Source organism: Planotetraspora sp. A-T 1434, from assembly GCF_025420585.1.
Taxonomy (GTDB): domain Bacteria; phylum Actinomycetota; class Actinomycetes; order Streptosporangiales; family Streptosporangiaceae; genus JAOEGB01.
On sequence record NZ_JAOEGB010000013.1, the window covers coordinates 1 to 23,215 of the forward strand.

At 68.9% G+C, this 23,215-nt stretch carries 21 protein-coding genes and 2 pseudogenes; 8 read left to right on the forward strand and 15 right to left on the reverse strand.

Going from position 1 to position 23,215, the window contains the following annotated elements:
- Positions 1-55: 55 nt before the first annotated feature.
- From N5079_RS18100 to N5079_RS18125, 7 genes and pseudogenes are all read right to left on the reverse strand, one after another.
- Positions 56-469, reverse strand: a complete 414-nt coding sequence (locus N5079_RS18100) for a universal stress protein (protein ID WP_261585087.1) — start codon at positions 467-469, stop codon at positions 56-58.
- A gap of 12 nt (positions 470-481) precedes the next feature.
- Complete coding sequence (locus N5079_RS18105) at positions 482-649, reverse strand: hypothetical protein (RefSeq protein ID WP_261585088.1); 168 nt, start codon at positions 647-649, stop codon at positions 482-484.
- A gap of 19 nt (positions 650-668) precedes the next feature.
- Positions 669-959 (reverse strand): annotated as a pseudogene (locus N5079_RS35570) (YbfB/YjiJ family MFS transporter); the annotation flags it as partial.
- 38 nt (positions 960-997) lie between these two features.
- Positions 998-1,855: an NAD(P)H-binding protein gene (locus N5079_RS18110; RefSeq protein ID WP_261585089.1), complete on the reverse strand. Its 858-nt coding sequence runs from the start codon at positions 1,853-1,855 to the stop codon at positions 998-1,000.
- Positions 1,856-1,902: 47 nt separating this feature from the next.
- Positions 1,903-2,076 (reverse strand): annotated as a pseudogene (locus N5079_RS18115) (IS1182 family transposase); the annotation flags it as partial.
- A gap of 74 nt (positions 2,077-2,150) precedes the next feature.
- Positions 2,151-2,522 (reverse strand): ClpX C4-type zinc finger protein, encoded by a 372-nt coding sequence (locus N5079_RS35575; RefSeq protein ID WP_410007805.1) that lies wholly within the window; start codon positions 2,520-2,522, stop codon positions 2,151-2,153.
- A 321-nt stretch (positions 2,523-2,843) separates the two neighbouring features.
- Positions 2,844-3,206 (reverse strand): YciI family protein, encoded by a 363-nt coding sequence (locus tag N5079_RS18125; RefSeq protein ID WP_261585090.1) that lies wholly within the window; start codon positions 3,204-3,206, stop codon positions 2,844-2,846.
- A 450-nt stretch (positions 3,207-3,656) separates the two neighbouring features.
- Between N5079_RS18125 and N5079_RS18130 the strand changes: the two genes are divergently transcribed.
- From N5079_RS18130 to N5079_RS18150, 5 genes are all read left to right on the forward strand, one after another.
- Positions 3,657-4,028, forward strand: a complete 372-nt coding sequence (locus tag N5079_RS18130) for an STAS domain-containing protein (RefSeq protein WP_261585091.1) — start codon at positions 3,657-3,659, stop codon at positions 4,026-4,028.
- Between the two features lie 442 nt (positions 4,029-4,470).
- Positions 4,471-5,868: an FAD-binding oxidoreductase gene (locus N5079_RS18135; RefSeq protein ID WP_261585092.1), complete on the forward strand. Its 1,398-nt coding sequence runs from the start codon at positions 4,471-4,473 to the stop codon at positions 5,866-5,868.
- Between the two features lie 66 nt (positions 5,869-5,934).
- Positions 5,935-6,585: an ArsR/SmtB family transcription factor gene (locus N5079_RS18140; RefSeq protein ID WP_261585093.1), complete on the forward strand. Its 651-nt coding sequence runs from the start codon at positions 5,935-5,937 to the stop codon at positions 6,583-6,585.
- Between the two features lie 121 nt (positions 6,586-6,706).
- A complete protein-coding gene (locus N5079_RS18145) occupies positions 6,707-7,255 on the forward strand; it encodes a dihydrofolate reductase family protein (protein ID WP_261585094.1) in 549 nt (182 codons plus the stop codon).
- A gap of 132 nt (positions 7,256-7,387) precedes the next feature.
- Complete coding sequence (locus N5079_RS18150; RefSeq protein WP_261585095.1) at positions 7,388-8,635, forward strand: styrene monooxygenase/indole monooxygenase family protein; 1,248 nt, start codon at positions 7,388-7,390, stop codon at positions 8,633-8,635.
- Between the two features lie 107 nt (positions 8,636-8,742).
- On the opposite strand, the gene N5079_RS18155 is transcribed toward N5079_RS18150, so the two are convergent.
- The 4 genes from N5079_RS18155 to N5079_RS18170 form a co-directional block, all read right to left on the reverse strand.
- On the reverse strand, positions 8,743-11,400 hold the full coding sequence (locus tag N5079_RS18155; protein ID WP_261585096.1) for a glycoside hydrolase family 2 protein: 2,658 nt from the start codon (positions 11,398-11,400) through the stop codon (positions 8,743-8,745).
- A 104-nt stretch (positions 11,401-11,504) separates the two neighbouring features.
- On the reverse strand, positions 11,505-13,112 hold the full coding sequence (locus N5079_RS18160) for a beta-N-acetylhexosaminidase (RefSeq protein ID WP_315967860.1): 1,608 nt from the start codon (positions 13,110-13,112) through the stop codon (positions 11,505-11,507).
- A 138-nt stretch (positions 13,113-13,250) separates the two neighbouring features.
- The gene (locus N5079_RS18165) at positions 13,251-13,613 is read right to left on the reverse strand and encodes a DUF1304 domain-containing protein (protein WP_261585097.1); all 363 of its coding nucleotides are present in this window, start codon (positions 13,611-13,613) and stop codon (positions 13,251-13,253) included.
- Between the two features lie 177 nt (positions 13,614-13,790).
- Positions 13,791-14,411, reverse strand: a complete 621-nt coding sequence (locus tag N5079_RS18170; RefSeq protein WP_261585098.1) for a cupin domain-containing protein — start codon at positions 14,409-14,411, stop codon at positions 13,791-13,793.
- Between the two features lie 125 nt (positions 14,412-14,536).
- On the opposite strand from N5079_RS18170, the gene N5079_RS18175 reads away from it, so the two are divergent.
- Positions 14,537-15,997: an NCS1 family nucleobase:cation symporter-1 gene (locus N5079_RS18175; protein WP_261585099.1), complete on the forward strand. Its 1,461-nt coding sequence runs from the start codon at positions 14,537-14,539 to the stop codon at positions 15,995-15,997.
- Positions 15,998-16,014: 17 nt separating this feature from the next.
- Positions 16,015-16,674 carry an aspartate/glutamate racemase family protein gene (locus N5079_RS18180; RefSeq protein WP_261585100.1) on the forward strand — a complete coding sequence of 220 codons (660 nt, stop codon included), beginning with the start codon at positions 16,015-16,017 and terminating at the stop codon, positions 16,672-16,674.
- Positions 16,675-16,736: 62 nt separating this feature from the next.
- Here N5079_RS18180 and N5079_RS18185 read toward each other — a convergent pair whose 3' ends face one another.
- From N5079_RS18185 to N5079_RS18200, 4 genes are all read right to left on the reverse strand, one after another.
- Positions 16,737-17,015, reverse strand: a complete 279-nt coding sequence (locus N5079_RS18185) for a hypothetical protein (RefSeq protein WP_261585101.1) — start codon at positions 17,013-17,015, stop codon at positions 16,737-16,739.
- 69 nt (positions 17,016-17,084) lie between these two features.
- Positions 17,085-17,732 carry a GNAT family N-acetyltransferase gene (locus N5079_RS18190; protein ID WP_261585102.1) on the reverse strand — a complete coding sequence of 216 codons (648 nt, stop codon included), beginning with the start codon at positions 17,730-17,732 and terminating at the stop codon, positions 17,085-17,087.
- Positions 17,729-19,201, reverse strand: coding sequence for an APC family permease (locus N5079_RS18195; RefSeq protein WP_261585103.1), 1,473 nt, complete (start codon positions 19,199-19,201; stop codon positions 17,729-17,731). Before N5079_RS18195 ends, N5079_RS18190 begins: the two co-directional genes overlap by 4 nt.
- 618 nt (positions 19,202-19,819) lie before the next feature.
- Positions 19,820-21,217: a sensor histidine kinase gene (locus N5079_RS18200; RefSeq protein ID WP_261585104.1), complete on the reverse strand. Its 1,398-nt coding sequence runs from the start codon at positions 21,215-21,217 to the stop codon at positions 19,820-19,822.
- 333 nt (positions 21,218-21,550) lie between these two features.
- Between N5079_RS18200 and N5079_RS18205 the strand changes: the two genes are divergently transcribed.
- Positions 21,551-23,212 (forward strand): ABC transporter substrate-binding protein, encoded by a 1,662-nt coding sequence (locus N5079_RS18205; protein WP_261585105.1) that lies wholly within the window; start codon positions 21,551-21,553, stop codon positions 23,210-23,212.
- The last annotated feature ends 3 nt before the right edge of the window (positions 23,213-23,215 follow it).

Here is a 23,215-nt window from a genome sequence, read left to right on the forward strand (position 1 = left end):
AGGACCACGACCACTTCGGACGGTTTCCGGGACACCGGGTAGGCCTCTCTTTCTCTCAGACGACCAGCAGGACCGAGATCGGCGTGTGCAGCGCGACCTCCCCGCTGACGCTCCCGCCGAGCAGCACGCCAATCCTGCTGTGATGCCGGGGGCCGAGGACCACCAGGTCACTGCCGGCCTCCCGCGCACGGTTCAGGATCACGTCGGGAACCTGGCCGCTCAACGCCTCGACGACGTGGCCCTTGGCCTGGACGCCCGCCTCGGTGAGGCGTGTCACGGCCCGGTCGACGACCGCCTGGGCGTCATCGTCGTCTTCAACCTTTACCACCGTGTCGTACACGACATGGGACTCCTCGGCGTGCAGGACGTCGACGGCCGCCCCGGTGAGCCGGGCAAGGGACTCGACCGTCTCCAGGACGCGATCGGACCGCGACGAGTTGTCGATCGCCACGAGAATGCGCTTGTACATGCCTTTTCCTCTTCAGATTGTGGATGTGGAAACCGGTCTCGTCCGGGGCTGCGCCTCGGCGGCCTCGGGAGCGTACTCCCGCTGGAACAGCGCGAGCGCCACGGCGGCGGTCAGCAGGCCGACCGACAGCCAAAGGCCCCGCGCGATGCCGCCCTCGCTGTCGGACAGCAGGCCGGGCACCAGCGGCCCGATCCGCCTGACCTACGGAGAAGGCGACGGTGAGCAGGGCGATCCCGGCGGTCCACACGCTCTGCGGCAGCATACGCCGCGCGATCATCGTGGCCGCGGTGGGGCCCGCCATGAAGCCCGCGCCGAACACCACGGCGGAGATCATCGCGGCCTCCGGACTCGGCGTGAGCAGCAGCAAGGGGAGCACTCCGAGGAGGAAGACGACCACCGCGATCAGGGCCGGTGCGTGGCCTCCGCGCACGCGGCCGATCACGTGGCGCCCCGTCAGCGTGGCGATCGCCGAGACCAGGCCAAGGACCACGACGCTCCATCGGCGGAATCACCTTGATCGCCTCGGCTTCAACGGAAGTCATCAGCGTGGTCGACGGTCCATTCACGAAACGTTCGTGCGGCCGCTCCGGTGATCTCTTCCACCGTTGAGGTGATCAAATCCGAGTGAGGCCGCGTTTCCGCGCTGGCCAACAGGGCCTCTACCAGGGCAGGTGGCCTTCCATCGGCGAGCATTTGCTCTCGCGCCACCTGGACGGGGACCCTCTCGAAACGCAGCGGACGGCCGATCGCCTCTCCAATCATGCGGACCTGCTCAGCCCTGCTCAGCACCTGCGGACCGGTCAGCACGTACTTCGCGCTGGCATGCTTGTCGCTGGTCAGCACGCGTACCGCTACGGCTGCGACGTCGCGTTGGTGGATCACCGCCGTGGGGGCGATGCCGGGACCACGGACGACACCCCCGTCACGGATCTGCCCGGCCCACCCCAGAGCGTTGGAGGCGATCGTATTCGCCCGAAGGATGGTCCACTCCAGGCCCGATGCTTCGATCAGGCTCTCCATGTCGGCGTGGAGCTGGTTGATCGGATCAGTCTGCCGTTCGGCGTCCTCGTTGACTCCTGACGATGACAGGTACACGAGGTGGCGGGCAGCACTTGCGATCGTGGCCAGAATGGCGGACGCGCCATTGGACGTGAGGAAGGGCCAGACCAGGAACACCGTCTCGATTCCGGTCAGCGCCCTTTCCAGGGTTTCCGGCACGGACAGGTCCCCTTCCGCGACCTCGACGCCTTCCGGGAGGCGGGCCATTCGACCATCTCGCACAAACGCGCGCACAGGGATACCCACTGATACGAGCTGAACAGCGACCTCCCGGCCGACGTTGCCGGTTGCGCCCGTCACAAGAATCTCGGCCATGACCTTGATCAACCGGACTGTGCTCGCAATATTCCGTGAGCACGAGACTCGTGCGGTGCCACTTCATTGACCAGGTCCGCGCCGAACCGGATCAGGTGGCCCTCGGGCAGCCAGTCGTCCGGCGATGGCGGCAGCAAAAGGACCTGATGCGGGTCGAAGGCCCGGAAGGTCTTGTCCACCGCCGCCGCACGGCCTTGAGGCTGCTCCGCCTCGACCGGCTCAACCTCGAACAGCCCACCCTCACCACGCATACCGGGATCATGCCGCCCGAAAGATTCCAGACGCAGGCGGGCTGCCCCAGATCGCGTCACTCCTCGCCGGAGAACCGCTCCCACGCGGACTGGCGGGTGATCCCGAGAGCTTCCCCGATCCTGGCCCAGGTGACGCCGCGCCGGCGCAGTTCCTGCACCCACGAGCGCAGGTCAGCCTCGGCCTGGTCGATGTGCGCGGCGACGCGCGGAATGTGGCTCAGCATCTCCTCGTCAGTCAGCCACTCCCACACGGGCACGCGCGGCCCTGCGGGGCTGTTGAGGCTCCCGTCGATGATCGACGCGGACAGGGCCACGCACTCGTTGCAGATGTACACTCCAGGGCCGGCGACCAGCTTGTCGACCTCGGTGGTCGGCTTGCCGCAGAAGGAACACCGAACGAGTTCGTCCAGGGTGTCAGGCAGTGGCACAGCGCACTCCTATGGTGTCAGGATGTCCCTGACACCATAGGACGTCAGGGAACCCTTGACAACTCGTATGTCCGTCGCACCGCTGAAGCGCCTCGCTGACAACACCCCAGCAGCAGGGCGATGGCCGTTCTGCCGTTCCGCCGTTCTGCCGTTCGACAGGGCCCGGCTCAACCTGGGCTGAAGGTTTCCCGAGCGGGCGAGGCGCCCGAGCTGGGAGTCACGTCCCGGACCGCGCCAGCGGCCCGGCCGGCTCCCACGATCCCCGCGCCGAAGCGGCGAAGCGTAGGGCGTCCCCGGGCCGGGCTCAGATCGCCGAACCCCTCAGATCTCGGCGCCGGCCGAGAACACGATCGGCCGCACCTCCATCGCGGTAAACCGGGCGTCCGGGACGAGGCCGGCGAGCTCGATCGCGCGCTCCTTGCTCCCGCACTCGACCAGGTAGTACCCGGCGAGATACTCCTTGGCCTCGATGTACGGCCCGTCCGTCACGGCGGGGACACCGTCCCGCACCCGCACGGTGGCGCTTTCCGACGGGTCGGCCAGCGCCTGCGTGCCGATCATCTCCCCAGAGTCGCGGATGACCTTCTGGAACTCGTCGTGGCCGCGGAACACCTCGTTCCGCTCCTCCTCCGACAGGGACTCCCAGACAGCCGGGTTCATGTAGATGAGCAGGAGATATTTCACGTCTTCACTCCTCATGGGCGGCGCCCTTGTGGGCGCGTCTCATAGGTGGGTCGGAGCGGGCGACGAGTTCTCGACATGGGTCGGCCCCCACCCACACCACGGCCGCCGAACTTAGCGCGTCGCGTCTTGCCGCGCCCGGTTCTCCGGGCTGCGCAGGACGGGGTCCAGCGGCGGAGGGCCGGGCGGGAAGGGACTCCAGGGGACCACGACTTGGGTCAGATCCCCGACTCCCTGCCCGCAAACTTCGGTCATGTGACTTATGCCAGGTGAGCGGCTTTATGCCAGTATCGGAGTAGTGGCGCTCATTACGGACTTGGCGCAACCATGGTGAGCGCCTGGCACAACGGCCTTTCATGAGCCCCGATTGAGTGTCGCCGTTACTGGCCGCTGACCCGTCAGCAGATAGCGTCATTTGCGACAGCATGCCCCGATTCCGCTGAAGGCGCTCATATGGCATCGCAGCTCAACATCACTGTCCAGGACGGTCCTCCGGCCATGGTGGCCGTAGCCGGCGAACTCGACATCGCGACAGGCGGCCTCCTCCGGGGAGTCTTCCGCGAAATCATCCGCGCGGGACGCGACACGGTCGTCGTGGACACCTCAGGCCTGCGATTCTGTGACTCGACCGGGCTGGAGATCCTGCTTGAGGCCGACAGCGCCACCAAGAGAGCGGGCGGCGGGCTCCGGCTCGCCGGGGTTCACGGCACCCTCGACGTCATCCTCGACGCCACCCGATTGCGGCACGTCTTCGAGATTTACGAATCGCCCGCGGCGGCCTTGCTGACGGAAACCGCCCTGGTGGAGGCCGCTCTCCCGCGTTAGGCCACGTCCCAGAAGCACGCACGGCAGAAGGGGCCGACATCCGCGGGGACCGGCCAGCCGTACCCACTCCGATTCTCGCCGACCCCGGTCCGCGCCGCCCCATCGCGCGGGCGCGGGTGACGTCGCGATTCCGGTTACCCCATCGCGCGCCTGGGCGACGCCGCGCACGCCGTTCACCCGATCGCAGCGGACCGGCCAGCGCCGTACACGCGAAAGCCCAGTAAAGCGGCCCTGTCCACCGCGCCTCTGGAAGGCGCCGCCGACGCCTCCCAGCTCGTGAGAGCCGACATCACATCGATCCGCTTGAGTGCCGACAACTCTTGTAGTCTTGACAAAAGATTTTGTCGGTGACACCTTGGAAGCGTGGCCGAAGGCCATCGTGGTTCCGGCCGACGTCGTGGCCGGGCGCCCGACGTGCGGACACTCAGAGAAGGATCACCTAATGGGCCAGAGCACGAAGACGCGGCCGCCGCTCGCGGCACCCGGCATCGGCGTCCCGGCTGCCGTGCGACGGTTACGGCAGGAGTTCGACGGGGTGGTGCACCTGCCGGGCCAGGGAGACTACGACGAGCTGCGGCAGTCGCTGAACCCGGCGATCGATCCCCGGCCCGCGCTGGTCGCCGAGGCGGCCGGGCCGGCCGACGTGCGGGCCGCGCTGGTCACCGCCCGCGACCACGGCCTGCCGTTCGCGGTGCAGGCCACCGGGCACGGCACCCACGTGCCCGCCGACGGCGGGATCTTGCTTAAGACCACCCGGATGAGCACCGTACTGATCGACCCCGACCGGAGCACCGCCCGGGTCGGGCCCGGCGCCCTGTGGAGCGACGTCATCGCCGCCGCCACGCCGTTCGGGCTCGCGCCACTGGCCGGATCGTCCCCCGAGGTCGGCGTCACCGGCTACACCCTGGGCGGGGGCCTCGGCTGGCTGTCCCGCGCCCACGGGTTCGCCGCCGACAGCGTGCTGCGCGCCGAGGTGGTCACCGCCGACGGCCACGTCGTCACCGCGAGCCCCGACAGCCACCCCGACCTGTGGTGGGCGCTGCGCGGCGGCGGCGCCAACTTCGGCGTCGTCACCTCCCTGGAGTTCCGCCTCCACCCGGTCGCCCGGGTCTACGCCGGGGCCGCCTACTTCGCCACCGACCCCGGCCGCGCCGCGCACACGCTGGCCGCCTACCGCGACTGGGCCGCCACGGCACCCATGCAGTTGAGCACCGCCCTGCTGCTGCGCCAGATGCCCGCCACCGCCGAGACCCCCGAGCCGGTGCGGGGCAGGCGGGTGCTGGTCCTCAAGGCCATGCACGCAGGCGACGCCGGCCAGGCCCGGCGCCTGCTGGCCCCGCTGTGGCGGACCACCGGCCCCGCCCTGTGGGAGGACTTCGCCGAGATGAGCTTCGGACAGGCCTCCATGGGCGGCACCGCCGTCCGCCACCTGGACCTGCTGGAGACCCTGCCCGACCCCGTGATCGCCACTCTCGCCGAGGCCGGTGGGCACGCCGACGCCCCCGCCCAGACGATCGAGATCCGGCACTGGGGCGGCGCCATGGCCGACCCCGGCCCCGACGCCGGGCCCGTCGGCCACCGCTCCGCGCGGTTCTCCGTCATCATCAACACGGACGTCCCCGGCCTCCCCGACGCGCTGCGGCCGTACGCCACCGGCGGGTCGTTCCTCAACTTCCTGACCGACCCCACCCGCACCCACACCGCCCACACCCCCGCCGACCACCGGCGGCTGCGCCAGATCAAACACGCCTACGACCCCGCCAACTTCTTCCGGACCAACCTCAACATCGCCCCCGAGCCGAGCGCGGACCCCCGTACGCCAGGCGCGGCGATGGCGTGACCCTCCTGCCGTGCCGACAATTTGACAGGTCTTGACGACAGATATTGTCGGTGAAAGGGTGAAGACATGTTCGAAGTGGCGGTGATCGAGGACCCGGCCGCGGCCGAGGTCTCGCTGGACCCGGTGCGGGCCCGGCTGCTGGCCGAGCTGGCCGAGCCGGCGTCGGCCACGATGCTGGCCGCGAAGGTCGGCCTGGCGCGGCAGAAGGTCAACTACCACCTCAAGGCGCTTGAGCAGCACGGGCTCGTCGAGCTGGTGGAGGAGCGCCGCAAAGGCAACGTCACCGAGCGGGTGATGCGCGCCACGGCGGCGTCCTACGTGATCTCGCCGACCGCGCTCGCCGCCGTGGCGCCCGACCCCGACCGCTCCCCCGACCGGCTGTCGGCACGCTGGCTGCTCGCCGTGGCGGCACGGCTGGTGCGGGACGTCGGCGAACTCATCACCGGCGCCTCCAAGGCCAAGAAGAAGGTCGCCACGTTCGCCCTGGACGGTGAGGTCCGCTTCGCCTCGGCCGCCGACCGGGCCGCCTTCGCCGAGGAACTGGCCAACGCGGTTGCCACACTGGTCAGCAAATATCACGACGAGACCGCCGAAGGCGGGCGGGACCACCGCGTGATCGTCGCCATCCATCCGAGCATCAAGAGCAGCACCACCAAGACTCCCGAAACGCCTGAGATCGGGACATCCGAGACGGACACCGCGACGACGGAGTCCTGAACCGCTCATCCCCGCGCGCGCCGCGTCACAGCGCTCGCTTCCGTACGGCATGCCCGGCGGTTCTCCCGTGCCGCCGCTGATTTCCCCGATGCGCGACACCACCACCTTCTGAGGAGATGTCATGAGGAAGATCGTCGCAGCGTTTTTCGTGTCACTGGACGGCGTCGTGGAGGCGCCGCAGGACTGGCACTTCCCCTACTTCAACGAGGAACTGGGCGAGGCGGTCGGTTCACAGGCCGCCGGGGCGGACACCATGCTGCTGGGGCGGCGGACCTACGAGGAGTTCGCCGCCTACTGGCCCCACCAGACCACCGCGGAGGACCCGCTCGCGGACCAGATGAACAACACGCCCAAGATCGTCGTCTCCTCGACCCTGGACAAGCTCGACTGGCAGAACACGACCGTGATCCGCGACAACGTCGTCGAGGAGCTCACCAAGCTGAAGCAGCAGCCGGGGAAGAACATTTCGATCAGCGGCAGCGCCACCCTGGTCCGGTCCCTGCTGCGGGACAACCTGCTCGACGAGCTCCTGCTGCTGGTTCACCCGATCGTCGTGGGCCGTGGCAAGCGCCTCTTCCCCGACGGCACCGACCAGCAGCCCCTGAAGCTCGTCGACTCGAAGACCTTCAGCACCGGCGTCCTCTCCCTGACCTACGAGCCCGCCGCGTGAAACGGCTCGCCTGATTTACCGCTTTCAGAGAGCGCGTAAATCAGGCGATCGGCATCACAAGCACAGGACAAGCGGAATCCAATTACTTGCCAAGAGGCGTGGTGGTCAATAAGGGCGGAAGGGAGCAAACAAATGACCACCAATGGAATCGGCGTCGTCGGCGCGGGGATCTCCGGCCTGACCCTGGCACTCCGGCTGCAGCAGCTCGGCGTGGACGTGACCCTGTACTCCGAGAGCACGGCGGACCAGATGAGGCGGGGGCGGCTGCCCAACACCGTCGCCCGGATGAAGCGCACGCTCGCCCGCGAGCGTGCGCTGGGCAGCGAGCACTTCGCGGTGGAAGGCAGCCTGGTCGGCACGGCGCGGATCTCCATCACGGGCGAGCCCCCGCTGGAGTTCGGCGGCAGCCTGGACGAGCCCTTCCACGGGCTGGACTTCCGCCTGCTGCTGCCGGCCTTGCTCGACGACTTCACCGCCCGCGGTGGGCGGCTCGTGATGACGGAGCCGTCTCCGGGCGCCGCGGAGGTCGACGCGTGGTCGGCCCGCCATGAGCTGATGGTGGTGGCGGCCGGCCGGCGTTCCGTCGCCGAACTGTTCCCCCGCGACGAGAGCCGGTCCCCTTACGACCGTCCGCAGCGGTCGCTCCTCGCCGGTCTCTACACCGGAATCGCCCACGACGGCTTCGGCTACAACGTGTCGCCGGGCGTCTGCGAGATCTTCCAGATGCCGATGTGGACTCGGCACGGCCTGACCGCCGCGATGCTGGTCGAGGCGATCCCCGGCGGCCCGATGGAGGCCGTGACGCGGCTGTCCTACCAGGACGATCCGGAGATGTTCACCCGGACGCTGGAGAAGCTGCTCGGGGAGCACGCGCCGCGGATCGCCGAGCGGATCGACTCCGGCTCGTTCGGCCCGCTCGGCCCCGACGACCTGCTTCAGGGCGCCGTCACGCCGGTGGTGCGCACGCCGGTCGCGGCGCTCTCCACGGGCCGGGTGGCCCTCGCCATCGGCGACGCGTGGATCACCAACGACCCGGTCACCGGGCAGGGCGCCAACCTCGGCTCGCACTGCGCCTGGGTGGCCGCGGAGGCCATCGCCGCCGGCGGGCCGTACGACGAGCGGTTCGCGTGGTCCGTGGCCGACACGATGTGGGAGGTCGCCGGGCCGGTGACCGAGTGGTCCAACGCGTTCCTCCAGCCGCCGGCCGAGCACCTTCTCCGGCTCTTCGTCGGGGCCGCGATGTCGCAGGACGTGGCCGGCCTCTTCATCAACCTTTTCAGCGACCCGGTGTCCGCGTGGGCGCTGTTCTCCGACCCCGCGAAGGTCGACGCCGTGCTGGCGGCCCACGACCTCCAGGTCCCGGCGCCCGTGGCGTCGTAGCCGCCGGGTCCGCGGGCGCCCTTCCCTCGCCGTCCCCGGACGACAACGGCGGAGATCCCTCGGGACTGAGGGACCTCCGCCGCCTGCCGTGCCGGAACTAACGGGGGTTACGGGATGGGGATCGACGCGGTGGGGATGTTGTAACCCCTCACCCGCAGGTAGGGCGCCTGACCACCGAGATCACTCGTCTGGTAGGTCGCGGTGATCTTGGTGGATTCGCCCGGGAAGAGCGAGACGTAGTTGTCGGTGTAGTTGACCGGCAGGACCTCGTTGCCGCCGTTCCCGGCGGTCACCTCCGGCCGCAGGAAGAACGCGATGTTGGTCGCGCTCGTGTTGGTCAGCGTGACGGTGGCGGTCTCCTGGCCGGCGGACACGGTCCGGGTGGCCGTCGCGGTCACGCCGGAGTTGGACGCCAGGCTGTTGAGCCCGGTGAGGTTGGCGTAGGTCTTGGGGGTCGTCCGGTACCAGTTGCTCTTGTTTCCCAGCACGTCGGCCTGGGTGGAGTACCAGTACAGGTTGTTGCTGACCACCGCGCCCGCCGAGTCCTTGACCTGGAGACGGATGAAGTAGGTCGACGAGAGGCCGGTCAGCGCCGGGATGGTCAGGACCTCCGTCGACGCGTTGGCCGGAGCGCTGACGGCCACCTGCGTCGTGTACTTCTGGGCCAGGTCCGGGATGTTGTAGACCGTCGCGGTCGCCGTCAGGCCGCTGCGCGCCGCCAGCGTCGAGTTGACGACGAACACCTTCCTGGTGGCGTAGTCATAGCTGATGTGGATCGGCTCGTTGGCCTTCTTGCTGCCGAAGTAGCCGCCGCCCGGCTTGAAGTAGTAGTCGTACAGGTTCCAGTGGACGGACGGCCAGGCGCTGTTCAGCATCCAGAAGATGGTGCCGAAGGACTGGGTGTACTCGTGGGCGCTCCACGCCTCGAAGAACGACCTGGTGTTCTCGTAGTTCTGCACCTCCGACTTCTTCGAGTAGTCGGCCGCGCTCGTGGTCGTGCCGTACCGGCTGTTCAGCCCGGCGGTGAATGGCGCGGTGTTGTCGAAGACGCTGCCCGGCGCGCCGGAGTGGTAGTTCCAGGCGGTCCCGATCGGCCACTGGTCGGCGGGGGCGAGGAACTTCTGCAGGCTCTCCAGCGGCGGCGGGGACTCGGTGCCCTCCTCGCCGGTGGTGCCGAACGCGCTGCCGGCCTTGGTGGTGTCCCACCACAGGACGGGCGGCTCCCAGACGTACGGGCCGTCCATCTTCATGCCCGCGTTGGCGTTGGACCAGGTGGCGACGTTGTCGAGGGTCGGGTTCTGCCAGTGCAGGGCGGTGGCGACGTTCTTGTACGCCGTCAGGTGCGCCGCGGTGGGCGGCTGGTCGCTGCCGTACGTCCACAGGAACGTGGCGGCGTGGGCGCGGAACGCGCGCATCTGGCTGTCCAGGGAGTTCTTGGCCACCTGCTCCTGCTCGGTGGACCAGGTGCTGTCGTTCTCCCAGGCGCTGCAGCAGACGAAGCCCGGCATGATCATGATGCCGGCCTTGTCGGCCATGTCGTACAGCTCCTCGTTGCCGAGGGTGCCCTCGAAGCGGATGGTGTTGAGGCCCATGTCCTTGACGTACTGGATGTGCGCCGCGTTGGTCTTGGTGTCCCAGCGCTGGAGCATGTCCCACATGTAGCCGCCGCCGCGGAACAGGATGTTCTGCCCGTTGACCTTGTAGCCGGCGAACGAGGTGCCGTTGACGGTCTGCCGGTAGTCGGTGAACTGGCGGACGCCGAAGTTGATCGACTTGGTGTCCGAGGTCGCCCCGGCGGCCGTCGCGGTCAGCGCCAGCTGGTAGAGCTCAGGGCTGCCGAACTGGTAGGGCCACCACAGTGCCGGGTTGGTCACGTGGAGCTGCGGGAACGCCGCCGGCGTGAAGGAGATCTCCCGCCGCTCGCCGGCGTTCAGCGTGACGTCCTGGCTGAACGAGATCGTCGGGTAGCCCGTCTTCGTGATCGTGCCGCTGACGGTCGTCGTGACCGGCGCGTTCGTGGCGTTGACGGCGTCGGCGTAGACGGTCAGGTCGGCCGAGTTCGTCGCGGGCAGCGGCAGGACGGTCTTGACGTATGGGTCCCGCAGCGCGACGGGGCCGGTCGTGTCGAGCAGCGTCTTGCCCCACACGCCCGCGTTCATGTCGGGGGCCTCGGGGTTCCAGTCCACGGTGCAGAAGGACAGGTCCTTGCAGCCATGGGCCGGCGGGGTCACCAGGATCGCGAGCGCGTTGGCCGCGCCCGGCTTGATGAGGTTGGTGACGTTGTACTCGTGGACCACCATGGTCCCGACGGCGTTGGCGTCGATCTGAGTGCCGTTCAGCCAGATCTGCGCCCGGTAACTGATCCCCTTGAAGCGGAGCCAGTACACCTGTCCCGGGCTGAGCGCGGACGCGGTGAACTCGCCGCGGAACCACCAGTTCTGGCCGGTCAGGTCCGGCACGTTCTTGAGGTTCTGCCCGAAGAAGATGTTCTGGTACACGTTGTTGGCGGTCAGCCCGGCCAGCACCGTCGAGGGAAGCTTGATGGGGTTCCAGCCGGACGTGCCGTACCCGACCTGGGAGATGGCGGCGCCGGTGTCGGTGACGCCGGTGGCCGACTTCAGCGACCATCCGGTCGTCAGCTCCGTGGAGCTGACGGTGGCGGCCGTGGCGCCGCCTGTCTCGACGACTCCCACGGCGAGCACCATGAGGAGGACGGCCAGCACCCGGGACACGAGGACCCGGGTGCGGCTTTTCACAAGGGACATGGAGACGGACTCCTTCTTGCCGGTGCCGGCCCGGCGTGCCGCCGGTCGGGGGCGACGCGGGCCGGCATATATGGGGGGACCCGGTGGGGATGGACGGCGGACCGCTATGAGCCCGCCGGCCAGGTCACTTGGGTGGAGTGGTAGTAGTTGAGGCCCATGACGTGCCACCGCGGGCCCTGGGCGCCGAGCCGGGTCTTGAATGCCGTCAGGTCGTGCGTGCTGTACGGCGACCAGCCGAGCTCGGCTATCGCGGGCAACCGGGGGAAGGCCATGTATTCGATGTCTGCCAGGCTCGTGATGGTCTCGGTCCACAGGGGCGCCTCGACGCCGAGCACCGACGACTCCCCCACCCCGCTCAGGTACGCCCCGGGGTCCCAGCCGTAGGCCGTCTTGACGTCGATGACGCCGGCCCAGTTCTGGCCGAGGGTGGTGCGGGAGTTGTACTTCATGTCGAGATAGGCCCGGTTGGCGGGCGACATGAGGACCTTCGTGCCGCGCTGGGCGGCGGCCGACACGGCCGAGTTGCGCGTCGTAGTGCCCCAGAACTGCGCCACCGTGGACGGCAGCGGCGTGGCGTTGACGACGTCGTGCCAGCCGACGACGGTCTTGCCGTGCGCCGCGACGATCTGCTGCACGCGGTTGATGAACGCGGCGTAGTCGGCGGGCTGGGTGCTCTGCGCCTCGTCGCCGCCGATGTGCAGGTACGGCCCGGGCGTCAGCGCGGCGAGCTCACCGAAGACCTGGTCGATGAAGGTGTAGGTGAGCTCCTTCGAGGTGCACAGCGAGCTGAACCCGACGTCCGTCCCGGTGTAGAGCGGCGGCGCCACACCGTCGCAGTTCAGCTCGGCGTAGGAGGCGAGGGCGGCGTTGGTGTGCCCCGGCATGTCGATCTCGGGGACGATCGTGATGTAGCGGGAGGCGGCGTAGGCGACGATCTGCCGGTAGTCGTCCTGCGTGTAGTAGCCGCCCGGCCCGCCGCCGACGGCCGTGCTCCCGCCGTACACCGCGAGGTTCGGCCAGCTGTTGACGGCGATGCGCCATCCCTGGTCGTCGGACAGGTGCAGGTGCAGGTAGTTGACCTTGTAGAGCGCGATCTCGTCGATGTAGCGCTTGACCGTCGCCACGGGGAAGAAGTGCCGGGCGACGTCGAGCATCGCGCCCCGGTAGCCGAACCGGGGCGAGTCGACGATGCGCCCGCCCGCGACGGGCCACGGCCCGGGCTGGACGGTCGTGCTCTCGGCGGCCGGGGGCAGCAGCTGGCGCAGCGTCTGCACCCCGGCGAACAGACCCGCCGGCTGGTTGGCGCGCACGACGATCGACGTGGCGGTCACGTCCAGCTGGTAGCCCTGGTCGCCCACGCTGCTCGGGGCGCCCGACAGCAGCAGCGAGATCCCGGCGGCCGGTGTGGAGCCGGTCGCGGCGGTGACCGGAAGCGGATAGCCGGTGGAGCCACGCAGGATGGCGGCCAGATAGCCGCCGATGGCCGTGGCCTCCGTAGAGGTGGACTCGGTGTAGATGGTCGTCGTGGCACTGATGCCGTACGTGACGCCCGCCGCCGGGGCCGAACCGGCGACCGCGGGAACGACCGAGCTGAACGGCACCGGCGTGACGGCGGCCTGCGCGGCGTTGCCGCCCCCGGCCGTCCATATCGCGGAAGTGGCTAGAGCGAGAACCAGGGCAACACGTGCGTACCGTCTGCCGCCGATCTTCAATTACTCCTCCGGAGGGTTGCCCCATGCCACGCGGAACACGCCCGCGAGCACGAGTTGTGCCATCCCCCGTCGTCCTCTTAAGGCAACGATAAAGTTTCCAGGCCCTGATAGTAAAGGACCTTTTTAAACCCGGAGGGGTCAGCGGGCCAGCAGTACCAGGGCCAAGCTGATCAGGGCGGGCACGGTCTGGACGAAAAGGATCTTCCGGCTGGCCGTGGCGGCGCCGTACAGACCGGCCACCGCGACGCAGGCCAGGAAGAAGACCTTCGCCTGGAAACCGACCGGATCGGGGGCGATCAGCCCCCAGATCAGGCCGGCGGCGAGGAACCCGTTGTAGAGGCCCTGATTGGCGGCGAGGGCCCGGCTCTTCTCGGCGAACTCGGCGTCCGTGCCGAATGCCTTCCTCGCCCGTGGCGTGGTCCAGAGGAACATCTCCAGCACGAGGATGTAGACGTGGAGGAGCGCGACCGCCGCCACCGCCAGATCCGCCAGCAGCTTCACACGCACTCCTCACAAAGATCTCGCTTGCCCGGAGCATTCAAGCACAAAGGCCCCACTTCCGGCGGTCCAGCCGGCGCAGCCTCCATTTCAGTCATGCCTCAAGCCGATCTCCTGGGCCTTCCAGGAGTTCTTCTGAAACAGGGCCCCTGAAACACACGGGCCCCGGCTGAGGGCGTGTCAGGTCAGGTTGATCCAGACGGCGACGGCGGGGGTGTCTCCGGGGTTGGAGATCCTGTGGGGTGTCGTCGACGGGAACGTGATCGAGTCTCCGGGGCCGAGCTCATGGGTCTTCGCTCCCACATCGACGACGAGAGTGCCGCTGATGACGTTGCCGATCTCGCGGCCGCCGTGGCAGACGTACTCGGAGTGCTGGCTGGAGCCGGAGCCCGGCGGGTAGATCGACTCAAAGATGTTCATCCCCGGCACGGCGATCGGCGTCAGCCTGCGGTAGCGCACGCCGTGGCCCAGGAGAAGCGTGGTCGCCTCGTCGCCCCGGACGACCATGATGTCGTCGCCCTTCCCCTCATCACCGAGGGAGTCCAGGGGGTCGAGGGGGCCGGCGGGGGGCTCGGGCGTCTCCCGCTCCCCGAAGACCGCGGCCATCGGGATGTCGAGCACCGACATGATCTGGTAGAGCCGTGTCACCGAAGGACGCATCCGGCCCCGCTCGATCTGGGACAGCGCGCTGGGGCTGATCCCGAGCAGGTCAGCGACGCGGCGGAGTGAGAGCCCCCGCCCCATCCGCAGCTCGCGAATGCGGGTGCCCAGCTCCTGATCGTCGATCTGCGGACCGCCCATGACCTAGATCCTATGCCGCGGCGCGTGACACACAGACGTTACGTGAAGTACATACTTAACGCGATGTTCAGTCATAGCTTCACGATTGCCCCCCAATGGAGCTGCGACATGCAGGAGGACGCACGTTGACTCCGCCCGGTTACACAGCCAACCTCTATAACGAGGACCTCGCCCCCGCGCGTGAGCGCCGCTGGGGCACATACAGCATCTTCGCCCTCTGGATGGCCGACACCCACGCCATCAGCAACTACACCTTCGCGGCCGGCCTGTTCGTCCTCGGCCTGGCCGCCTGGCAGGTCTTCCTGGCCCTCCTGGCCGGCATCACGATCGTCTACGTCGGCATGAACCTGATGGGACACGCCGGCCACCGGACCGGCGTGCCCTTCCCGGTGCTCGCCCGCGTCAGCTTCGGCGTCTACGGCGCCAACCTCCCCGCGCTCATCCGCGCCGTCATGGCCATCGCGTGGTACGGCATCCAGACCTGGCTGGCCTCCGTGGCCCTGGTCGTGCTGGCCGTACAGCTCAGGCCGGGCCTCGCGGAGTACACGCACAACGACGTCCTCGGCCTGTCCTCGCTCGGCTGGATCGCGTTCGTGTTCATGTGGGCCGTGCAGCTGGTGATCCTCACCCGTGGCATGGAGACCATCCGCAAGGTGCAGGACTGGGCCACCGGCCCGCTGGTCTGGATCATGATGCTCTTCCTGGCCGGCTGGCTGCTGGTCAAGGCGGACTTCGACATCTCGCTCACCAGCAGTCTGACGCGGCTGAGCACCGGCGAGCAGATCCATCAGAGCCTGGTCGCGGTGGGGCTCACCATCGCCACGTTCATGACGCTCATCCTCAACTACGCCGACTTCTCCCGCTTCACCAAGAGCCACCAGTCGTACCGGCGCGGCAACCTGCTCGGCCTGCCGGTCAACTTCGCCCTCTTCGCGCTCGCGTCGGTGCTGACGACGGCGGGGACCATCTCCGTCTTCGGCAGGACCATCACCGAACCCGTGGAGATCGTCGCCCGCATCGGCAACCCGGTGGTCACCGTCGTCGGCGCGGTGACGTTCGTGATCGCCACGATGGGCATCAACGTCGTCGCCAACTTCGTCTCCCCCGCATACGACCTGGCCAACCTCGCTCCGAAGTACCTCAACTTCACGCGAGGCGGCCTGATCAGCGCCGTGCTGGCGGTCCTGGTGATGCCCTGGAAGCTCTACGCGAACCCCGCCATCATCAACTACTTTCTCGGGTCGCTCGCCGCGTTCCTCGCGCCCCTGGTCGCGATCCTCCTCGTCGACTACTACTTCGTACGGCGCGGCCGGATCGTGATCGACGACCTGTACAAGGCCCAGGAGGGCAGCGCGTACTACTACTGGAAGGGCGTCAACCCGGTGGCCCTGCAGGCGTTCGTGCCAGCCGCGGCGGTTGGGGCCGTCCTCGCCCTGGTGCCCGCCTTCTCCTCGGTCGCGCCGTTCTCCTGGATCCTCGGGCTCGTCCTGGGCGGCGCCGTCTACTACGCCCGCAGCGCGAAGGTCCACGAAGGCGCGCTGGCCGCCGAAGTGATCGCGCCCACCCCCAGCCTCGAAACCGTCTGAGAGAGAAAGCGAGAGCCGTGCGAATCCTGGTGGTCAACCCCAACCGCGTCGACGCCTGTACGGAGCTGATCCGGCAGGCCGCCCAGGCGGTCGCCGCTCCGGGCACGGAGATCGTCGCCGTCCAGCCCGCCAGCGGCCCGGTCGAGCTGACCGGCCAGCGGGAGGTGCTGCTGAGCGCCGTGGGCGTGCTCGACTGCGTCGCCCGGCTCGGCGGCGAAGCCGACGCGGTGGTGATGGCCGGGTTCGGAGAGCCCGGCCGGGAGGCCGCCCAGGAGACCAGCGGAGCGCCCGTGCTCGACATCACCGAATGCGGCCCGGCGCTCGCCGGGCTGCTCGGCCGCACCTACACGGTGGTGACCTCCACCGAGCGCGCGGTCCCGGTCGTGGCGGACCGGTTCCGCGCGCTCGGCCTGGACGGCCGCTGCGCGGAGATCCTGCCGACCGGGCTCGGCGTTCCCGATTTGGTCAAGGACCGCGACGCCGCGGTCGAGACGATCGCCGGCACGGCCCGGCGGGCCTCCGGCGAGGTCGTCGTGCTCGGCTGCGGCGGCATGGCGGGGCTCGCCGATCAAGTCGCCCGCGCCACCGGCAGGCCGGTCGTCGACGGGCTCACGGCGGCGATCACGTGCGCGGAGGCCATCGTCCGTCTCGGCGTCCGGCCGTTCGGTGCGTACTGAGAGTCACGAGGTCCGACACCCGCAGACATGGACGAGACGGACGTAAGCCGCCAAGCGACCCGTCAGGGCCCGTAGGGTGGCCCGGGGTGGCCCTTCCGGTAGCTGTCGTACAGCTCGCCCAGGTTGTCGGTGTAGAGCTCGGTGTATCCGCAGGCGGCGCAGATCCAGGCCCGCACCGCCCCGGCCGACGAGCCCTGCTTCCAGATGAAGCCGTGCTTGTCCGGCTCGGGCTCCGTGATGTGCACGCGTAACGGATGAGAGCCGTTGGGTCCCCAGTCGCGCACCTCCACGTCGGCCATGATGTGCTCGGAGGAGCATTTGGGACAGCGGTTGTTTCTCATGTGCCTTCCAGGGGGCGGCGGTGCCGTACCGACGCCGAACAGTGTCCCGGACTCCGCCGCCGGAGTCGATCACAGGTCGCCGGCGATCCGGGCGTCTGACCCGTTCCCCTCACCCTGCCCGCCGGCGTCGACGCGCGTGACCGGCGCGCGCCACATCGGATACATCACCGGGCCGTCGGGCAGCCGGAGAAGCTCCGGCATGTCCACGTAGCCGTGCCGGAGATAGAGCCGGCGGCTCGCCTCGCTGCTGGCCTCCAGGTAGGCAGGCATTCCTTGGGCGTCGAGCCGCCGGTGGTGCTCCTCCAGCAGCAGGGTGCCGAGGCCGCGTCCGGTGCGCCCCCGCACGAGTGTGATGAACGCGAGGTAGTGGTGCGGCTCGTGCGGGTGGATCTTGTCCATCCGCTCGCCGAGGATGCGGAAGCGTTCGGCGTACTCCCCCGCGAAGGAGGCGATCTCCTCCTCCTCGCCGGGGATCCCGGGGAACGGCGCGGTGAACCAGACCGCGACCCCGGCGAGCTCGCCTGACTCGTGAATGCCGTAGACGTCGCCGTGGTCGAGCGCGTGCGCGGCGTGCATGGTGAAGAACCGCCGCTGGATCGGCAGCCGGTCCCCCACCGGCGGGATGAGCCAGCTGGTGACCGCATCGCGGGCGAACGTGTCGGCGATGACCTCGCCGACCACGGCCGCGTCCGTCATCCGGGTGATCTCGGGTGTCACTTGGAACCTCCGCTGACGGCCTGAGCGCCGAAACCGACGTTGTCGTACACCTCTGGCCTGGTGACCTTCAGCACTCGAGCCCAGACGACGCCCAAGACGATCGCGACGACGAAGATGCCGGGCAGGACCCAGCGGAGGGCCGAGTCGGGGGCGACTCCGAGGACCGTGTCGAAGTTGATCAGCGTCAGTCCGATGATCGCGCACAGCGCCAGGGCCGCCAGGGCCGGGGCGACGCGGGTCCGCCACGCCGTCTCTCCCGAGGGGTTCCGTGAGAAGAACACGATGACCGCGAGCGATGTGACGGTGAGCAGGGTCAGCAGCCCGAGGCCGCCGAACGCGCCGAAGGTGAAGAACAGCTTCGTGACCGGGTCGAGCCCGAAGATCGCGTAGATCACGATCACGATCAGTCCGAGCGCCGTCTGCAGCACCGATCCGGCGATCGGAGCGGCGGTGCGGGCCGAGGTGCGCCCGAACACCGAGGGGAGCACGTTCTCCCGGCCCAGCGCGAAGATGTAGCGGGCCGTGGTGTTGTGAAAGGCGATCATGCAGGCGATGCTGCTGGTGACGAACAGCACGGAGCCGATCGTCGCGACGGTGGAGCCCAGGTGGGCGACCGCCTGGTTGAAGATCAGCACGGTTTTCTGCTCGGATGCCGCCTTGACTATTCCGCTGGGCCCGGTCGGCACCGTCTGGGCCCAGGCGGAGATCGCGTACAGAACCGCGATGATCGCGATGCCCAGGTAGGTGGCGATGGGCACGGTCCTGTCGCGGTCCTTGGACTCTTCCGCGAAGACGACCGACGACTCGATGCCGGCGAACCCGGCGACGACGGTGGCGAGCGCCGCGCCCACGCCGGGCACGAACAGCGAGCCGGGGGTGAAACCCTCGAAGTTGATGCCGCCCGGGGCGGCGTGGAACAGATCGCCGATGTCGAACACCAGGACGACGGTGATCTCGCTGACCAGCAGGACTGAGAGGATCTTGCCGTTGACGTCCACCCGCAGCAGGCCGAGCAGGCCGGTCAGCGCCCACGCCACGAGTGCGATCACCCACCACGCGGGCGAGGCGCCGAACCAGTCGAGGAGCAGCGGCTCGGCCGCCGACCCGATGATGCCGTAGAGACCCAGTTGCAGCGCGTTGTAGGACAGCAGTGCCACCCACGCCGTCGCCACCCCGGGCGTCCGGCCGAGCCCTTGGGCGGCATAGGCGTAGAAGGCGCCCGCGTTCACGACGTGCCTGGCCATCGTGACGTACCCGACGGCGAAGAGCGCGAAGATGGCGCCCAGCAGCAGGAACGCGAACGGCACACCGATGACGCCCGTCACCGCGTACGCCGTCGGGACCGAACCCGCGACGACCATCAGCGGCGCCGCCGCGGAGATGACGAAGAACACGATCGATGAGACGCCGAGCCGATCCTCGGCCAGTGCGGCGGATACGGCGCTGGGCCGTTGCTCCGTGAGGGACATCCGGGACTCCGTGGGGGTGGGGGATGGATCACCGACGGCTGATGACGGCTTCGCCGAACTCGGTCTGCGCGATGAGGCTTCGCAGGGGTATGGGGAGCGTGGCGCCAGCGGGCTCAAAGATCACCTTCAGCCACGAACGGCGATCATATAGGCGAATTGTCAAATCTGTCATCGATGAAAGTACGATCGCTTGGGAAACAACGCGGTTCTAGATCCCAAATAAGCAGATATGTGCCGGAGTGTTCGGGCGATCCCCTTGTCGCGACTGGCCGACTATGCGATAGGGCACGGCATGGTCTCCCCATTCCTCATCGCCTCTCGCCCTCTTGCCGGTGGCCGGAATCCAGGTGTCGTGCAGCACGAAATACCAGGTCAACCCAGGTTAGGCGTCATCACATGGGTGGTATTCGGCCTTTGTCCGTGCGCTTTTCCGGACGCAGATCCAGATGTACGGCGGGGCCGTCTTCTCCTCCTCCACGCTTCCGTCTGAGCCGACCGTATTACCGTTTTAGGGCGCCCCGCTGGAGTGGTTCACCGGATCCCGCGGCGGCATTCAGGTCGGTCGTGCCGGATTCGCGGCGCCGCCCTTCAGCGGGACCACGTGCGGGCGTTGAGCGCTCAGCGCGATCTGTCCTTCCTGCTCCGTTGAGGAGCCCCGGCTTCCGCCAGCGGCAGCCGGAGAACGAAGCAGGCGCCTCGGGCTGAGTCCTCGATCCGCAGCGTCCCGCGATGGGCGTGGGCGATGTCGCGAGAGATGGCGAGGCCCAGTCCGCTGCCGCCGGGATCGCGCCGGTGTCCGTCGGCGAGGCGGGTGAAGCGTTCGAAGACGCGCTCCCGGTCCTCCGGCGCGATGCCGCATCCGTCGTCGACCACGGCGACGACGGCCTGGCCGTCCCTGGCCTCGACCGTGACCTCGACGGCGCCGGAGGCGTGCCGCTGCGCGTTGGTCAGCAGGTTGTCGAGGATCCGGATGAGCTGGATCCGGCAGCCGCGGACGGTGACGTCCGGGCCGGCGTCGACGCGCACGGGCACGCCGGTCACCCGGGCCGCCGCCTCCCGCATGACCAGTGCGCCGAGGTCGATCACCTCGGGCGGCACGGGGTCGCCGGAGCGGAGACGGGCCGTCAGCAGGAGATCGCTGATGATCGCTTCCAGCCGGTCGGTGATCGACAACGCGGCCTCGATGGTCTCGTGCGGATCGACGTGGTTCCGGTAGAGGAGCGCCTCCTCCAGCCGCGCGCGGAGACCGCTGATCGGGGTCCTGAGCTCGTGAGAGGTGGTGGAGGCGAACTGGCGCTGCTGCTCCACGGCCCCCTCCAGCCGGGCCAGGGTCTCGTTGGCGGTGCGGGCGAGCTGCGCGACCTCGTCGCGGCCCGACGGCTCGGGCACCCGCAGGCTCAGGTCGCTCACCGTGATCTCGGACATCTTCGCGCGGATCGCCGCCACCGGCCGCAGCGTCCGGCCCGCGACCCACCAGGACATCACGGCGAGTACGGCGACGGCCAGCAGGCCGCCCGTGGCGGTGTAGATCTCCAGGCGGTCCGTGGCGAGAATGATCGGCTGGACCATGCCGGCATAGACGGTGTGGGGCTCGCCGGCCCACAGCCAACCGGCCTCCTGCGGGGAGACCCGGATGGCGCTGAGCATGACGCACTCCCCTCCCCGCAGGCATTCGGTCCGGTGCTGGATCCGTTCACCGGCCAGCGGGCGGACCGTGCTGATCGGCGGCATGCCGGCCAGTGGCTCGCTGGAGTGGACGACGCGGCCATGGGAGTCCACCACCTGGAAGAGGGTGACGCGGCTGATGGGGGCCTTCGGCGCCGTGCCGCCGGACCGCATCGCCGCGATCCACGCGGTGCCGGCCCGCTGGGTCTCGGCGTACATGTCGGACTGGATGGTGGTCCGCACCGCGACGTCAAGGATCACGCCGGCCGCCACAAAGACGATCATGGACAGTGCCGTCGCGGCAATCGTGAAACGCGCCTGGATCGAGCACAGGCGTGGAAAAGACGACACCTGCTCTCTCCTTCCAGGACGCATCCCGCCGACGGCCGGCCCATACCCCTCTCCGGCACACCGACGTGACAGAGACCATATTCAGGGTCGCCCATTACAGACAGAACTTGAGAGGCAAAACCCACTTATTCGACCCAAAAGAGAGCAGCGCGTGACGGGTGGAAGAACAAGCCTTGCCCTCCGGTTTGCCCGCGCCACGGGGACGGCCGGACACGCGGACCATTCCCCATGATCCCCTGCTGGGAAGGCCTGGAGTCCTGGTCGCCCCATGGTGTTTACTGTTCCTCCCCACTTGGTGCATCCTGGTGGACACGCTGCCGGAAGGGTGAGGTTATGGCGGGTATCGACATGCGGGGCGCGTACAGTCGCCGGGGGCTGCTGAAGGCGGCCGTCACGGGCGCGGGCGCCCTGTCCGCCTCCGCGCTGCTGGAGGCGTGCGGCGTGTCGCCTTCCACGTCGCGGTCGTCACAGCCGTCCGCCCGCTCGGCCGGAAACGCCGCCATCGGCCATGACACGGGCGGGGACCTCGACGTCCTGCGCGTCTCGCTGCCGGGATCGCTCTCGAACCTCTATCCCGGCCAGGAGTCGGGGATTCTGAACTACTACGTCGCGGGCATCTGCATGGAGGGCCTGGTCGGGGTCGACGCCTCCGGCACGATCGTGCCCGCTCTGGCCTCGGGCTTCGAGCACCCGTCCCCCACGACCTACGTCTACACGATCCGCACCGACGCGGTCTTCCACGACGGCAGCCCGGTCACTGTCGAGGACATTCTGTACTCGATCGAGATGGCCAAGGACCCCAAGGTCTCCCCCAGCACCGCCTCCTACTGGGCGGGCCTCGGCAAGGCCGTCAAGTCCGGTCCCGGCGAGATCACGCTCACGAGCAAGACCCCCAGCGAGGCGTTCGCCTGGCTACCGGCCAACGTCAACGCGCTGTGGGTCGCACCCAAGGCGGCCTGGCAGCGGGCGAAGGGGCAGATCGGCACGGCCACGTCGCTCCTGGTCGGCTCGGGGCCGTACAAGGTCACCGAGTTCGCGCCCGACTCCCACGTGGAGTTCACGCGGGTCGAGGGCCGGCCGGGCCCGCGGCCGAGGATCGCCAGGATCCGGTTCGACTTCATCGCCGACGACAACACCCGCCTGCTGGCCTGGAAGGCCGGCAAGACCGACATGTCGTTGAACGTCCCCCTGGCCCAGGCGCGGCAGTGGGAGTCGGCGGCCCGCACCCGGGTGGTCTACGCGGCGGACCGGTCGTACGCCGGGCTGACCTTCAACGTGTCGGCCAAGCCGTTCGACGACGTTCACGTCCGCCGCGCCGTCGCGCACGCGGTGAACCGCGACGCCGTCGTGTCGAAGATCCTGCGCGGACGCGCCCAGGTCGCCACCGCGCTGTCCACGCCGGAGCAGTTCGGCGGCCTGTGGACGCCCGAGCAGGCGACCGCGAAGCTGGCCGCCGTGCCGCAGTACGCGTACGACCTGGAGAAGGCGAAGCAGGAGCTGGCCCAGTCCTCGGTGCCCGGCGGCTTCACCGCCACCCTGTCGTACCCGAGCACCGGGCCGCACCTGGGCACGGCGGCGCTGGCGTTCGCCGCCGACCTGAAGAAGATCGGGATCACGCTCGACGTCAAGGAGCTGCCCATCGAGCAGTGGCTCGCGGAGCTGAACACCGGGCCCGCGCTGAGCTACATGTGGTACTTCAACACCACCGGAGACCCCGGCGAGCTGGCGAGCTGGTTCCTCGGCGAGGGCAACCCGGCGAAGTACACCAACGGCGCGGTCGCGGCGACGATGGCCAAGGCCGCCGCGGAGCGCGACCAGGCAAGGCGCGCCGCGCTGCTCATCGAGGCGCAGACCGCCCAGGCCGCGGACCTGGCGTACCTGCCGCTGTGGTGGGGCCAGTCCGCCACCGCCTTCACCGACGCCATCGGGATCAGCGACTACAGCTCCTACACCCTGCTGGCCGACTGGCCCGGACACCTCTACCCGGCGAAGTGAGCA